Here is a 14,788-nt window from a genome sequence, read left to right as displayed (position 1 = left end):
GCTAGAGCTTGGGGAACCAGAGAGCCAGCTCGCGGGCCGCGCTCTCGGCGGAGTCGGAGGCGTGGACCAGGTTCTCCCGGTTCGACAGGGAGTAGTCGCCCCGGATGGTGCCGGCGGCTGCCTTGCGGCCGTCGGTCGCGCCGATCATGGTGCGGACGACCTCGATGACGTTGTCGCCGGCCAGGACCATGGCGGCCAGCGGGCCGCTGGTCATGAACTGCTTCAGCGGCGGGTAGAACGGCTTCTCGACGTGGTCGGCGTAGTGCTGGTCGGCCAGGGTCGCATCCATCGTGCGCAACTCCAGCGCCTCGATGACCAGGCCCTTACGCTCGAAGCGGGCGAGGATCTCGCCCAGCAGGCCGCGGCGGACCGCATCGGGCTTGACGAGGACGAGCGAACGCTCGACGGGGCTGGTCACGAACGAACTCCTTCAGAACGATGCCGGTGGCGGACACGCGGGATTCAGCCTATCGGTACCGAGTTTCCGGTGAGCGGCAACGCCGGGACTACCGCACTTCCGCTCGGACCGCGCCGGGCAATAACCTGACGTGAAAGAGCGGGAGGTCCACATTGGCAAACCAGACCGGCCGTCCGATCGCACCGGCGCGCAAGCTGGTGGCGGCCGTCATGGGCACGATCGCCGTCTTCGTGGTGGCGTTGGGGCTCGGCATGTCCAGCTGGGGGGTGGTCCTCTTCGGCCTGGCCGTGCTGGTGCTGTCGATAGCCCTGGGCATGGTCAATGTGGTGCGGCGCGGGGCCCGGGCCTGGGTCTCCGGCTCCGCCGAGGTCAAGGCGATCTCGCCGCCGCCGACGTCGTCGGCCGTCTACGGGCGGGCCGAGATCCAGGCGGTGGTGGTGGCGCCGGGCCTGCCGACCTCCGAGGTGACCATCCGCGAGCCGCGGGTGCCGGTCGTGAAGTGGCCGATGATCGGGGACACGCTGCCGATCACGGTGGACGTGGACGACATGCGCCGGGTGCGGATCAACTGGGACGACGCGTCGCCCCGCGACGAGGGCGCCGACCCGCCGCCCCCGCAGATGCCCGACTACGGGGAGCTGCCCGACGAGGTCGTCGACGACCTCGACGACGACCTGCTGGGCGACGTGGACCCGCCGCCGTGGACGACCCGGGACAGCCAGTGGGACGAGCCGCCCCCACCGCCGGGCGCGGAGACCGTGGTCGTGCGGGACACGCCCGCGGGGCCGGTGGTCGAGGGCGAGCTTGTCGATCATGAAGAGGTGCCGCAGCCGCTGCCTCGACGGGCCGCCGCGGCCGGAGCTGCCGCGGGAGCTGCCGCTGGACGCCCGGAGGGCAGGCGGCCCAGCCCGCGGCCACGTGGCGGTGGCACCGCCACGGCCACCGCCGAGCCGATGGCGGAGGCGCCGCCACCTCCGCGCGCGCCGCAGGATGACGTGGTGACTGAGGCGCCGACTTCCCGCGCGCCGCAGGATGACCCGGTGACGGAGGCGCCACCGCCTCCGCGCACGCCGCAGGATGACGCGATGCCGGTGGACGTGCCGCTGGACGAGCCTGGGCGAAGCGAGTTCGTCGGAGGCGAGCCTTCAGGCAGCGAATCCGCTGCGGGTGAGTTCGTCGGAGGCGAGCCTTCAGACGGCGAGCCCGCTGTGGGCGAGCCCGCTCGGGGCGAGCCGTATCGGCGGCCGGAGCCCACGATGGCCGCGGCTGCGGCCGCGCCATCGCCGGTGTCGAGCTTCCCGACCGCGCCGGAGCCGGTCGCGCCGCGTCCTACGGCGCCCGAGCCGTCCACGCCACGGCCCACCGCGCCCGAGCCCGCGGCGCATGACGACATCGATCTGCCGCTCGATGGTGATCCCGATCCGGCGCCGGAGACGGCCTCCCCGGAGGCTCGAGAGGCGATGGCGGAGGGGCTGATCGCGCCGCCCGTCGAGGAGGAGCCGGCGGCCGAGGGGCGGCGCGCCACGAAGTTCGTGTCGAACGCCGCGCACGACGCGGAGGCGGGTGCCGCGTACGGTGCGGAGGCTGGTGCTGGGGCGGTTCCCGGCGCTCCGGAAGAAGACGGGGCTGTTCCCGAGGCGGCGGAAGAAGACAAGCACGGCTCGGCCGGGGTCATCGCCGGGGCCGCGGCCGCCGCGGGAGCCATGGCCGCTGCCGCGGTCGCGGCGGTCAAGAAGTTCGGGCATCCCGACAAGGCCGAACACGAAGCCGGCGGGACGGACAAGGCCGACGAGAACCCCTGGGCTACGCCGCCGCCCGTCACGGTCGAGGCCGACGAGCACGCGGACGACCTGATCACGGCCTATCCGAGCGCGCGGCCGGGGCCGGCGGCGGCGATCTACGGCGTCGGGATCACGGTGCTGGTCACCGATCTGGCGCGGTCCGTGGCGTTCTACCGCGACACGCTCGGGTTCTACGAGATCGACAGTGGGGACGGGAGCGCGGTTCTCGCCTCGGGGGACACCCGGCTGGTGCTGCGGACCGTGTCGGGGCTGTCGGCCGAGGCCGGGCGGCTGATCTTCCTGAACCTCGAGGTCGGTGACGTCGAGGCCGTGTACGCCGAGCTCGTGGAGAAGGGTGTGCCGTTCGTGCATCCGCCTCAGCCGGTGAACCGGGGGGATCGGCTGGAGCTGTGGTCGGCCACGTTCCGCGACCCGGACGATCACAACATCGCGATCACCCAGTGGCGGGCCATCCGCTGACGGCACCGCGCTGACGGGGAATGCGGATGAGGGAATCCGGAGGCGGCCGGTATCGTTGGCAGAGCGCAGGCGTTTGAACCGGCCATCACCGGGGAGCCTCCGGAAGAACGGGCCTCGACGAGGTCCCAGTAGAACCGGGCGGATCGGCACGCGCGTCAGCCGGCGAATGAGCGGGCAGGGTCAGACCTGCCAAGCGAGGTGGTACCGCGGGCGGAACACGCTCGTCCTCGCAGTCCACGAGACGTGAACTGTTTGAGGGGACCATCGATGGCTTATCCCAAGCACACCGATGCCACTGGTGTGCCGGCCAGCCCGGATCTGCCCGCCGTGGAGCGGGCCGTGCTCGAGCACTGGACGGCCGACAAGACGTTCGAGGCGTCTGTCGACCAGCGGCCGGCGGGGGAGAACGGCACCAACGAGTACGTCTTCTACGACGGCCCTCCGTTCGCCAACGGGCTGCCGCACTACGGGCACCTCTTCACGGGGTACGTGAAAGACCTGGTGCCGCGGTACCAGGCGATGCGCGGCAAGCACGTCGAGCGGCGCTTCGGCTGGGACACCCACGGGCTGCCGGCCGAGGTGGAGGCCGAGAAGCAGCTCGGCATCACCACGAAGGCGCAGATCGTCGAGCTGGGCATCGACAAGTTCAACGAAGCCTGCCGCGCGTCGGTGCTCGCTTACACCAAGGACTGGGAGCGGTACGTCACCCGGCAGGCCCGCTGGGTCGACTTCGGTAACGACTACAAGACCCTCGACCCCAGCTACATGGAGTCGGTCATGTGGGCGTTCAAGACCCTTTTCGACAAGGGCCTGGTGTACGAGGGCTTCCGGGTTCTCGCCTACTGCTTCCGCTGCGAGACGCCGCTGTCCAACACCGAGACGCGGATGGACGACGTGTACCGGGACCGGACCGACCCGGCGCTGACCGTGACGTTCCAGCTGGAGACCGGCGAGAAGGTCGCGGTGTGGACGACCACGCCGTGGACATTGCCGTCGAACCTGGCGCTCGCGGTCGGCCCCGAGATCGAGTACGCGGTCCTGCAGAACGCGGACGGCGAGAAGCTGATCATCGGCGATGCGCGCGTCACCGCGTACGCGAAAGAGCTTGAAGGTTTTGCAAAGGTCGGCTCGGTGCTGGGCCGTGACCTGGCCGGGCGGAAGTACACGCCACTGTTCGACTTCCTCGTCGAGCAGGCCGGGCCGAATGCCTTCCAGGTCCTGGCGGCCGACTACGTCAGCGACGAGGAGGGCACCGGCGTGGTGCACCAGGCGCCGGCGTTCGGCGAGGACGACCAGAACGTCTGCAACGCGGCCGGCATCCCGACGATCGTGACCGTGGACGACCACACCCGGTTCACCTCGATCGTCCCGCCGTGGCAGGGCGTGCAGGTCTTCGACGCCAACAAGCCGGTCATCGCCGCGTTGAAGGAGAAGGGCGCGGTGCTGCGGCACGAGGGCTACACGCACTCGTACCCGCACTGCTGGCGCTGCGACACCCCGCTGGTCTACAAGGCGGTGTCGTCCTGGTTCGTGGCCGTGACCAGCTTCCGCGACCGGATGGTCGAGCTCAACCAGGAGATCACCTGGACGCCGGCGCACATCAAGGACGGCTCGTTCGGCAAGTGGCTGGCCAACGCGCGGGACTGGTCGATCTCGCGGAACCGGTTCTGGGGCTCGCCGATCCCGGTCTGGAAGTCGGACGACCCGAACTATCCGCGGGTGGACGTCTACGGGTCGCTCGAGGAGCTGTCGCGCGACTTCGGCGTAACCGTGACCGACCTGCACCGGCCCTACGTCGACGAGCTGACCCGGCCCAACCCGGACGACCCGACCGGGCAGTCGACCATGCGCCGGGTGCCGGAGGTGCTCGACTGCTGGTTCGAGTCGGGGTCGATGCCGTTCGCGCAGGTGCACTACCCGTTCGAGAACAAGGAGTGGTTCGAGCACCACTACCCGGGCGATTTCATCGTCGAGTACATCGGGCAGACGCGGGGCTGGTTCTACACCATGCACGTGCTGGCCACGGCGCTGTTCGACCGGCCGGCGTTCCGCAACTGCCTCAGCCACGGCATCCTGCTGGGCGAGGACGGCCGGAAGATGTCGAAGTCCTTGCGGAATTATCCGGACGTGTACCGGGTCTTCGACACGTACGGCTCCGACGCGATGCGCTGGATGCTGATGTCGTCGCCGGTCCTGCGGGGCGGGGACATGCCGGTCACCGAGGTGGCGATCCGGGATTCCGTACGGCAGGTGCTGCTTCCGCTCTGGAACGTCTGGTACTTCTTCAGCCTTTATGCAAATGCATCTGGCTATTCTGCTTCCTTTCAGGCTAATTCCTCGCATCTCCTTGATCGGTACATCCTCGCCAAGACTGGCGAGCTGGTCACCGACGTGCAGCGCCAGATGGACGAGTACGACATCTCGGGCGCGGCCGCGTCGGTGCGGTCGTACTTGGACGCGCTGACCAACTGGTACGTGAGAAGGTCGCGGGACCGCTTCTGGGCCGGCGACCACGACGCGTTCGACACCCTGGCCACCGTGCTCGAGACGGTCTGCCGGGTTGTTGCGCCGCTCGCGCCGCTGACCGTCGAGGAGATCTGGCGTGGCCTGACCGGCGAGCGGTCGGTGCACCTCACCGACTGGCCGTCCGCGGCCGAATTCCCGGCCGATCACGAGCTGGTCGCCTCGATGGACGCGATCCGCGACGTGGCCTCGGCCGCGCTCTCGCTGCGCAAGGCCCGCGCGCTGCGGGTCCGGCTGCCGCTGGCCCGGCTCACCGTGGCGACCGCCGACGCGACCGCGCTGGCGAGCTTCGGCGACCTGCTGTCCGACGAGGTCAACGTCAAGGACGTGGTGTTCACCGACGACGTGGCCGCGTACTGCGAGCAGGTGCTCACCGTCGTGCCGCGGGCGCTCGGCCCCCGCGTCGGCAAGCAGGTGCAGCAGGTCATCCAGGCGGTCAAGAAGGGCGAGTGGCAGCTCGTCGACGGCGCGCCGGTGGCCGCCGGGGTCACCCTGCAGGAGGGCGAGTACGAGCTGAAGCTGGTCGCCAGCGACGTGGCGAACTCGGCGGCGCTGCCCGGCGGGGCCGGGGTCGTCGTGCTCGACACCGTGGTCACGCCGGTGCTGCTCGCCGAGGGCCTGGCCCGCGACGTGATCCGGGTGGTCCAGCAGGCCCGCCGCGACGCCGGCCTGGACGTCTCGGATCGGATCGCGCTGACCGTCTCGGCCACCGAGGCGGTGCAGCTCGCGGTGGTCGCGCACCGGGACTTCGTGGCCGGCGAGACGCTGGCGACCTCGGTCGGTTTCGCGCCGGCCGGGGAGGCCGGTTTCGCCGGTGAAGTGGGCGACGGCGAGGAGATCACGGTGACGGTAGGTCGCGCCAATCTGTGAATCAGTAAACCCGGCCCGGATATTTGCCGCCTGTGCGGTGAATGTCCGGGCAGCGTCGCAAGCTCGACGGGGACTTCCGGGTCCAGGTCCGATAACCTCAGCCTGCTCCCCACTTTTTGCGCGACACCGTCCCCGGAGGAACCTGCGTTGCCGCTGCTCTATTCGATCGGCAAACTCACCGTCGGCAACTTGCTGATGCTCGGCTGGCGGCCGCACGTCGAGGGCCTCGAGCACGTGCCCAAGACCGGCGGCGCGATCTTCGCGGGCAACCACCTCTCGGTCGCCGACGAGCTCTTCATCGGCGCCGTCGTCCCGCGGCACCTCGCCTTCTGGGCGAAGTCCGACTACTTCGACGGCACCGGGCTCAGCGGCTGGTTCACCCGCAATCTGCTCAACGGACTCGGGGCCATCCGGGTTCAACGGGCCGGCGGGCGCGATGCCCTGGCCGCGTTCGACGGCGCGATCCCGGTGCTCAAGGCCGGCGACATGGTGGTGGTGTACCCCGAGGGCACGCGCTCGCCCGACGGGCGTCTCTATCGAGGGCGTACGGGCGTGGCCCGGCTCGCGGTCGGAGCGGGTGTGCCGATCATTCCGGTTGGCATGCTGGGCACCGAGAAGGTGCAGCCGATCGGCCAGCCGTACCCGATGCCGTTCCGCGGCAAGATCACGGTCAGGTTCGGCAAGCCGATCTCGGTCGAGGGGCGGGCCAACGACCGTACGTCGTTGCGAGCGCTCACCGACGAGGTCATGGGTGAGATCCAGAAGCTGACCGGGCAGGAGTACGTGCCGCGGTACGCCCCCGCCAAGAAGGCCGAGTCCTAGTAGGGCCTGTCCTGCTTAGCCCGGGGTCAGCACCGCCGAGCGCAGCCGGCCGACGAGGTCGGCGCTGTCGGCGATCGAGCGGCGGGTCAGCAGAACCGTGGCCATGCTGCCGTGGTCGGCCCAGGCGCACACCACCACCGCGTTGCCGTCCGCGCGGCCGACGCCGCAGCTCTCGTGGGCGCCGCTCTCGCCGAGGCTGAACGACTGGACGTTCGAGAGGCCGAAGTCGTCGGCGAGGCGGTCCAGTTGCGCCCGGACATCACTCTTCGGGGTGAATCGCCAGCCGGTCACGCCGAACACGGTGACCCGCTTGCCGCGGCTGTCGCCGTAGACGCCGGCGAACGGCCGGCCGTCCTGGGCGTCCGCCGCGTCGAGCTGCGCGGCGAGGCGGTCGGCGGCCCGCTTGCTGGCGCTGTCGTCGCGCAGGCTCAGGTCGGAGAAGTCGGCCGGAAGATCGGCCGTCACCGGGTACTGGCGGGCCGCGGGGAACTGGAAGTACGCGAACGGCAGGCCGCAGCAGCAGAGGACGCCCAGCAGGGCGAAGAGGAACAGGCGGCCGCGGCGGCGCTTGCGGCGCGGGGGCGGTAGCGGGCGCTGCGGCTGTCGCGGGGTGGCCCACGGGGGTGGCGCGGGCGGCGACGGCGGGCGGGTCTGCACCGGGAGGCGGTTGACGGGCGGGCGCATCCTGGCTGCTCGCTCGCGTTGCCTGCGCTCGCGGCGGGAGAGCTTCGGCGGGGCGGTCGGCAGCGGCACGGGCTGTCGCGGCGCCGGTTGCGGGGCTTGCGTCGCCGGCGGCGGCGGTTGCGGGGCCTGCGGCGGCGGTTGCGGGCTCTGCGGCGGCGGGCCGGCGTTCGCCGGCTTCGCCCCATTGGCCGGCGCTGGTTGTGGGGCTCTTGCCGGTGAGGCCGGCGGCTCGACGCGGGTGGGCGGCAGCGGCGGCTCGACCGCGGTGGGGTCCAGCGCGATCGGGATCGGGTCGATCGGGGTGTCCTGGCCGGCCCACGGATCGACCGCCGGGATCCCGGTGCGCTCGTCCTCCGGCTCCTGCTGCCGCCGCGGCCACCAGGACTTCTTCGGCGCCGGCGGCGGCACGGCAGCCGATCCGCTCCAGCGCGCCGGCGCGCCCACCGTCGACTGCTCGCCGCCGCCCTCGACGCGGGCCGGATCACGCTCGGCTGCCGGGTCGACCTCGCCCGGCTGCTGGTCGGTCATCCGTCGATCTCCTTCGCTACCGGGAACCGGCGTCTTCCCCGAGGCTAGAGCGGGTGTGCCAACCCGCCGAACCACGCGGACCGGACTCCGGACCCGAATGACGGACAGAGTGGGCGGTGTGCCGAACGGATCGGAGCCGTATGGTTACCGAGACATGAGAACGACACAGAGAAACGCCGTCACGTTGACCGGGAACGATCTCGGCCAGCCGATGATGTTCGCTCATGGGTACGGCTGTGACCAGAACATGTGGCGCCTGGTCGCTCCCGCTTTCGCGGACACGTATCGGCTCGTTCTGTTCGACCACGTCGGCAACGGCAAGTCCGACTTGTCCGCGTACGAAGACGCCCGCTACTCCACTCTCGACGGTTACGCCGACGACATCCTCGAGATCCTGCACGAGAACGATCTGCGGGACGTGGTCTTCGTCGGCCACTCGGTCAGCGCGATGATGGGCGTGCTCGCCGCGGTCAAGGAGCCCGAGCGCTTCGCCAAGCTGGTCCTGGTCGGCCCCTCCCCGCGCTACATCGACGAGCCGGCCGACAACTACGTCGGCGGTTTCGGGCGCGAGGACATCGAGTCCCTGCTCGACTCCCTGGACAGCAACTATCTGGGCTGGTCCAGCCAGATGGCCCCGGTCATCATGGGCAATCCCGACCGGCCCGAGCTCGGCGAAGAGCTGACCAACAGCTTCTGCCGTACCGACCCCGAGATCGCCAAGAAGTTCGCGCGTGTCACGTTCTTCTCCGACAACCGCGACGACCTGCTCAAACTGCGTACACCGTCGTTGATCATGCAATGCTCCGACGATGTGATCGCGCCGAGGGTCGTGGGGGACTACGTTCATAAGCACACCGCGGGCAGCACGTTGGTATATATGAATGCGACCGGGCACTGCCCCAACCTCAGTGCGCCGGAGGAGACCGTCGACGCGATGAAGGCTTGGCTGTAGAGCGGATCGTGAGTGACTCTGGTGGGCCGGACGTGACGCAGGAGTTACGGCTGCCGTGGGATGAAGACCCGGACGACCTGTACGAGCACGCGCCGTGCGGGTATCTGACGACGCTTCCGGACGGGACCATCGTGAAGGTCAACCAGACCTTCCTGTCCTGGACCGGATACAAGCGCGGTGACCTGGTCGGTCATCGCCGCTTCCGGGACCTGCTCAGCTCCGGCGGGCAGATCTACCACGAGACCCACTACGCTCCGCTGCTACGCATGCAGGACGAGGTGCACGAGCTCGCCTTCGACGTGGTGTGCGCGGACGGCCGGACGCTGCCCACCCTGGTCAACTCGCTGCTGGCCCGCGGCCCGGAACGAGAGCCACGGGCGATCCGCACCACGGTCTTCGATGCCACCGAGCGACGCGGCTACGAGAAGGAGCTGCTGTTCGCCCGCAAGCGCGCCGAAGACTCCGAGCGCCGTATCCAGGTGCTCCAGCGGGTCGTCGCCGACCTGGCCGCGGCGCCCACCGAGGCCGAGGTCGCCGAGGCCGTGGTCCGCGCGCCCGAGCCGGCCTTCGGCGCCGCGAGCAGCAGCATCTACCTGGTCGACGCGGAACGCGACACGATCGTCGCGGTGGCCTCGACCGACCCGACCACCGGCAACTGGGACGACATGCCGCGCTCCTCACCGCGGGCGGTGGCGCGCGTGGCCGAGCGCGGCGACCTGCACGTCGTCGGCTCGCTCACCGAGGCCAAGGAGCACTTTCCCGACCTGGTCGACAACATGCGTCGTTCCGGGCGCAACACGGTGGTTCTCCTGCCGCTCACCACCGGGCCGGCCGACGACCAGCCAGGCGCCGAGACGCTCGGCGTGCTCGCGTTCAGCTTCACCGGCGAGCACCGGCTCACCGACCACGAGCTGCGCGTCGTGCGGCTGCTCGGCCAGCACGCCGGCCAGGCCCTCGACCGCGCCCGCCTCTACGACGACCTGCGTCGTCGCGAGGAACGGACCACGTTCCTGTCCGAGACGACCCGCTCGCTCGATGAAGTGCACCGCCTGCTGCCCCGGGCCCGTCGCCTCGTCGATCGGATGGTGCCCGAGATCGCCGACTGGGCCTCGGTGCGGCTCTCGGTCGGCCCGACCGGCGTGCTGGAGGAAGCGGGCGGCGCGGCCCCCGGCGCCGACTGGCTGGCCCACGCGATCGCCCGGGTGACCGCATCGAGCGAGCCGATCTTCCCGGACCAGGAGGCGGCAGCCGGCTGCGTGGTGCTGCCGTTGACCGCGCGCGGCCGGGTGCTCGGCACGCTGTCGCTGCAGATGGTGCTCGACCGCCGCGGCGGCGAGGGCGAGCGGGCGTTCCTCACCGAGCTCGCCGACCGGGCCGGGCTCGCCCTCGAGAACGCGCGGCTCTACGAGCAGGAAAGGCAGATCGCCCGGACGCTCCAGCGCAGCCTGCTCGCCGGCAACCTGCCCGGCGGCGACGCCCGGTTCGCGGTGGAGACCTACTACCACGCGGCCGCGCAGGATCTCGAGGTCGGCGGCGACTGGTTCGACGCGTTCCTGATCACCAAGGACAAGCTGGCCATGGCGGTCGGCGACGTGGTCGGGCGGGGAATCGACGCGGCCACCACGATGGGCCAGCTGCGCAGCGCGATCCGGGCGCTCGCCGGCGACGGGGTCGGCCCGGCCCGGCTGCTGGAGGGGCTCGACCGGTTCGTCGACCGGGTCGAGTCGGCCCGGATGGCCACGGTGGCGTACGCGGAGGTCGACCTGGTGACGGGCGAGCTCACGTACGCGTGCGCCGGCCACCTGCCGCCGCTGCTGCAGGAGCCGGTCGGCTCGCCGGAGTTTCTCCTGGATGCGCGTTCGGCCGCGCTGGGTTCCCGGGCCGGCGACCGGCGCCGCACCGAGCACTCGCGCACGCTGGCGGCCGGCAGCCGCCTCCTGCTCTACACCGACGGGCTGATCGAGCGGCGTACCCGGCCGATCGACAAGGGCTTCGAGGTGCTGGCCCGCGAGTTCGCCCGCCGCCGGGACGCGCCGCTGCAGGGCCTGAGCTCCGCGCTGGCCGACACCCTGGTCGGCCGCGACCACGCCGACGACGTCTGCCTGCTCTGCCTGACGCTGGGCACCGAGGAGAGGATCGAGCGGTCGATCGGCGCCGACCGCATGCAGATCGCGCTGCTGCGTGCCGACCTGCGCGCCTGGCTGGTCTCGCACGACGTCGAGCCGGAGACCCGGGACGCGGTGCTGCTGGCCTGCTCGGAGGCGGTGGCCAACTCGATCGAGCACGGGTACCGCGACGACCCGTTCGGCACGATCGACGTGGTGGCCACGGTGACCGAGGACGCGGTCGAGGTCAAGGTCACCGACCGCGGCACGTGGCGGGGCGCGGTCACCGACGTGGCCCGCGGGCGCGGCCTCCAGCTGATCCGCGAGTCGATGGACCAGGTGCTCTTCGACCGCACCGATGGCACGACCGTGACCATGCGCCGGGCCAGGGAGGCGGAGTGACCGATCAATGGGTCCGGTTCTCCAAGATCGGCAACGCCGAGCTCGTCCACCTCAGCGGCGAGATCGACATGGCGAACGCCGGTGACATCGGCAAGGCGATCGTGTCCCGGATCCGCGAGTCGGGCACGGTGCTCATCGACCTGACCACCGTCTCTTTCCTGGACAGCGCCGGGGTGCGGCTGCTCGACGCGCTCGTCGGCGATCTCTTCGCGGCCGGCAAGCGGACCCGGCTGGTGGTCGGCGAGCGCGGCCCGGCCCGGACGACCCTCCAGCTGTGCGCGTTCCGCGACGACATTCTGGCAACAGATCTGGACAGGGCCGCAGCGGAGTTGGGCGGTTAGCCCGCGTACGCTGAAGTCCCATGAGCGCACGTTCCGTCTTCCCGCAGCTCGAGCAGTTGCTGCCCCTGGTCAGCAAGCCGATCCAGTACGTGGGTGGCGAGCTCGGCGCCGTCGTCAAGGACTGGGACGCCGCCAATGTTCGGTGGGCCCTGATGTACCCCGACGCGTACGAGGTGGGCCTGCCCAACCAGGGCGTCCAGATCCTGTACGAGGTGCTCAACGAGCAGGACGACATCCTGGCCGAGCGCACGTACGCGGTCTGGCCCGACCTCGAGGCGCTGATGCGCGAGCGCGGCGTCCCGCAGTTCACCGTCGACGCGCACCGCCCGGTCCGCGACTTCGACGTGCTCGGCCTGTCGTTCGCGACCGAGCTCGGGTACACCAACATGTTCACCGCGCTCGACCTGGCCGGCATCCCGATCAACAGCGCCGACCGCACCGACGACGACCCGATCGTGCTGGCCGGCGGCCACGCGAGCTTCAACCCCGAGCCGATCGCCGACTTCCTCGACGCCGCAGTGCTCGGCGACGGGGAAGAGGCGGTCCTCGAGATCAGCGGCATCATCCGCGAGTGGAAGGCGGAGGGCCGGCCCGGCGGGCGCGACGAGTTGCTGCTGCGCCTGGCCCGTACCGAGAGCATCTACGTGCCGCGCTTCTACGACGTCGACTACCTGCCCGACGGCCGCATCCAGCGGGTCGTGCCGAACCGCCCGGACGTTCCGTTCCGGGTCGCGAAGCGCACGACGATGGATCTCGACGCCTGGCCGTACCCGAAGAAGCCCCTGGTCCCGCTGGCCGAGACCGTCCATGAGCGGTACGCCGTCGAGATCTTCCGGGGCTGCACGCGCGGCTGCCGGTTCTGCCAGGCCGGCATGATCACCCGCCCCGTACGCGAGCGGTCGATCACCACGGTGGGGCAGATGGTGAAGGAGGGCCTCGAGTTCTCCGGCTTCTCCGAGGTCGGCCTGCTCTCGCTCTCGTCCGCCGACCACTCCGAGATCGGCGACATGTGCTCCGGCCTCGCCGAGCAGTACGAGGGCACCAACGTCTCGTTGTCGCTGCCGTCGACCCGGGTCGACGCGTTCAACATCGACCTCGCGCAGGAGCTGTCCCGCAACGGGCGCCGCACCGGCCTGACCTTCGCCCCCGAGGGCGGCTCCGAGCGCATCCGCAAGGTCATCAACAAGATGGTGACCGAGGAAGACCTGATCCGGACGGTCGTCACTGCCTACAGCAACGGCTGGCGGCAGGTGAAGCTGTACTTCATGTGCGGCCTGCCCACCGAGACCGACGACGACGTCGCCCAGATCGGCCGCATGGCCCACGAGGTGATCAAGGCCGGTCGCGCCGCCACCGGCACCAAGGACATCCGCTGCACGGTGTCGATCGGCGGGTTCGTGCCCAAGCCGCACACCCCGTTCCAATGGGCGCCGATGGAACGGCCCGAGGTGATCGACGGCCGCCTCAAGATGCTCAAAGACGTGATCAACAGCGATCGGTCGCTGGGCCGCGCGATCGGGTACCGCTACCACGACGGCGAGCCGTCGCTGATCGAGGGCCTGCTTTCCCGGGGCGATCGCCGCGTCGGGGCAGTGATCCGGCGCGTCTGGGAAAAAGGCGGACGTTTCGACGGCTGGAGCGAGCATTTCTCGTACGCCCGCTGGATCGAGTCGGCCGCCGAGGTGCTGCCGGGCTTCGGGGTGGACCTCGACTGGTTCACGACCCGCGAGCGCGAGCAGTCCGAGGTGCTCCCCTGGGACCACCTCGACTCGGGCCTCGACAAGGACTGGCTCTGGCAGGACTGGCAGGACTCGCTCAGCGAGTACGAGCAGGACGACTGCCGCTGGACCCCGTGCTTCGACTGCGGCGTGTGCCCCTCGATGGACACCGAGATCCAGATCGGCCCGACCGGTAAGAAGCTGCTTCCTCTGACCCCGGTGAACAACCTGCGGGTCCCGGTTTAGGAGTAGGACATTCCCCCCAAGAATCAGCCGGTGGGCGGCCAGGCCCCGGTCGTCCAGCGGATCCGGATCCGGTATGCGAAACGCGGCCCACTGCGTTTTACGTCACACCGCGACTTCGCGCGCGCCTTCGAACGGGCGTTGCGGCGGGCCGGGGCGCCGATCGCCTTCTCTCAGGGCTTCACCCCACACCCCAAGATTTCGTACGCGAGCGCGGCGCCCACCGGTGTCGGGAGCGAGGCGGAATACCTCGAGATCGGTCTGCAGGCCGAGATCGACCCGGGGCAGTTGCGGCTGGCCCTCGACGCCGCTCTGTCGCCTGGCCTGGACATTCTCGAGGCTGTGGTGGCCGGCGAGGGCAGCCTGGCCGACCGGATCGACGCCTCGCGGTGGCGGATCGAGCTGCCCGAGGTCGACCCGGCGGTGGCGGCCGCGGCGATCAAGGCCTTCCTCGACGCCGACGAGGTGCCGGTCGAGCGCATGACCAAGCAGGGCCGCCGCACGTTCGACGCCCGGGTCGCGGTGACCCACTTCGCTGTGACCGAGCAGTCCGACGTACCTTCCGGGGAGTTCGCAGCACCGTGTGCGATAATCGACCTTGTCGTACGACAGGTAACGCCCGCCGTGCGACCCGATGACGTCCTTTCCGGCCTGCGTGTCGTGGCTGGCCTGGAGCCGCCGGTGCCCTCGCGGGTGACCCGGCTGGCCCAGGGCACGCTCACCGCGCAGGGGGAGATCGTCGATCCGTTGGACGCGGATCGCGAGAATGCGGCTATCGGAGGGCGCTAGCTGAACCGGCCTGCGCCCGAACGGCAGACTTCGGCCGCCCGTCCGCTAACCCGGCCGGGACCGAAACACTTGCGGCAGCCCTGCGTGGCAGCGCTCAAACGCGCCCGGGACTGCCAGAAACTGGAGAGCGCC

At 70.4% G+C, this 14,788-nt stretch carries 10 protein-coding genes; 8 read left to right on the top strand and 2 right to left on the bottom strand.

Annotated features, from left to right (window positions below; all coding sequences use genetic code 11):
* Window position 1: 1 nt before the first annotated feature.
* Window positions 2–418 (bottom strand): nucleoside-diphosphate kinase, encoded by a 417-nt coding sequence (gene ndk, locus ACIA5D_RS36295; RefSeq protein ID WP_396034943.1) that lies wholly within the window; start codon window positions 416–418, stop codon window positions 2–4.
* Between the two features lie 152 nt (window positions 419–570).
* On the opposite strand from ndk, the gene ACIA5D_RS36290 reads away from it, so the two are divergent.
* The 3 genes from ACIA5D_RS36290 to ACIA5D_RS36280 all read left to right on the top strand — a co-directional run bounded on the left by ACIA5D_RS36290 (window position 571) and on the right by ACIA5D_RS36280 (window position 6,894).
* A complete protein-coding gene (locus ACIA5D_RS36290) occupies window positions 571–2,679 on the top strand; it encodes a VOC family protein (protein ID WP_396034942.1) in 2,109 nt (702 codons plus the stop codon).
* Window positions 2,680–2,946: 267 nt separating this feature from the next.
* Complete coding sequence (ileS, locus tag ACIA5D_RS36285) at window positions 2,947–6,072, top strand: isoleucine--tRNA ligase (protein ID WP_396034941.1); 3,126 nt, start codon at window positions 2,947–2,949, stop codon at window positions 6,070–6,072.
* Window positions 6,073–6,219: 147 nt separating this feature from the next.
* Complete coding sequence (locus ACIA5D_RS36280; RefSeq protein ID WP_396034940.1) at window positions 6,220–6,894, top strand: lysophospholipid acyltransferase family protein; 675 nt, start codon at window positions 6,220–6,222, stop codon at window positions 6,892–6,894.
* Window positions 6,895–6,909: 15 nt separating this feature from the next.
* On the opposite strand, the gene ACIA5D_RS36275 is transcribed toward ACIA5D_RS36280, so the two are convergent.
* Window positions 6,910–8,106, bottom strand: coding sequence for a hypothetical protein (locus ACIA5D_RS36275; protein ID WP_396034939.1), 1,197 nt, complete (start codon window positions 8,104–8,106; stop codon window positions 6,910–6,912).
* A 154-nt stretch (window positions 8,107–8,260) separates the two neighbouring features.
* On the opposite strand from ACIA5D_RS36275, the gene ACIA5D_RS36270 reads away from it, so the two are divergent.
* From ACIA5D_RS36270 to ACIA5D_RS36250, 5 genes are read left to right on the top strand one after another with little or no spacing between them, the layout of a single operon-like run.
* Window positions 8,261–9,058 (top strand): alpha/beta fold hydrolase, encoded by a 798-nt coding sequence (locus ACIA5D_RS36270; protein ID WP_396034938.1) that lies wholly within the window; start codon window positions 8,261–8,263, stop codon window positions 9,056–9,058.
* A gap of 8 nt (window positions 9,059–9,066) precedes the next feature.
* Window positions 9,067–11,565: a SpoIIE family protein phosphatase gene (locus ACIA5D_RS36265; protein WP_396034937.1), complete on the top strand. Its 2,499-nt coding sequence runs from the start codon at window positions 9,067–9,069 to the stop codon at window positions 11,563–11,565.
* On the top strand, window positions 11,562–11,906 hold the full coding sequence (locus ACIA5D_RS36260; RefSeq protein ID WP_396034936.1) for an STAS domain-containing protein: 345 nt from the start codon (window positions 11,562–11,564) through the stop codon (window positions 11,904–11,906). The genes ACIA5D_RS36265 and ACIA5D_RS36260 overlap by 4 nt, the downstream gene beginning before the upstream one ends.
* A gap of 20 nt (window positions 11,907–11,926) precedes the next feature.
* Window positions 11,927–13,870 carry a TIGR03960 family B12-binding radical SAM protein gene (locus ACIA5D_RS36255; protein ID WP_396034935.1) on the top strand — a complete coding sequence of 648 codons (1,944 nt, stop codon included), beginning with the start codon at window positions 11,927–11,929 and terminating at the stop codon, window positions 13,868–13,870.
* A 30-nt stretch (window positions 13,871–13,900) separates the two neighbouring features.
* Complete coding sequence (locus tag ACIA5D_RS36250) at window positions 13,901–14,656, top strand: TIGR03936 family radical SAM-associated protein (RefSeq protein ID WP_396034934.1); 756 nt, start codon at window positions 13,901–13,903, stop codon at window positions 14,654–14,656.
* Window positions 14,657–14,788: the final 132 nt, after the last annotated feature.

The organism is Actinoplanes sp. NPDC051513 (genome assembly GCF_044454685.1).
Lineage (GTDB): Bacteria > Actinomycetota > Actinomycetes > Mycobacteriales > Micromonosporaceae > Actinoplanes.
Note: the sequence above shows the minus strand (reverse complement) of the source record. Positions and strands in the feature narration are given on the sequence as shown.

What these genes read in the sequence shown, in the direction of transcription:
- ACIA5D_RS36255 (WP_396034935.1), top strand. Translation starts at nt 11,927, where the DNA reads ATGAGCGCACGTTCCGTCTTCCCGCAGCTCGAGCAGTTGCTGCCCCTG.
- ileS (WP_396034941.1), top strand. Translation starts at nt 2,947, where the DNA reads ATGGCTTATCCCAAGCACACCGATGCCACTGGTGTGCCGGCCAGCCCG.
- ACIA5D_RS36275 (WP_396034939.1), bottom strand. Translation starts at nt 8,106, where the DNA reads ATGACCGACCAGCAGCCGGGCGAGGTCGACCCGGCAGCCGAGCGTGAT.
- ACIA5D_RS36270 (WP_396034938.1), top strand. Translation starts at nt 8,261, where the DNA reads ATGAGAACGACACAGAGAAACGCCGTCACGTTGACCGGGAACGATCTC.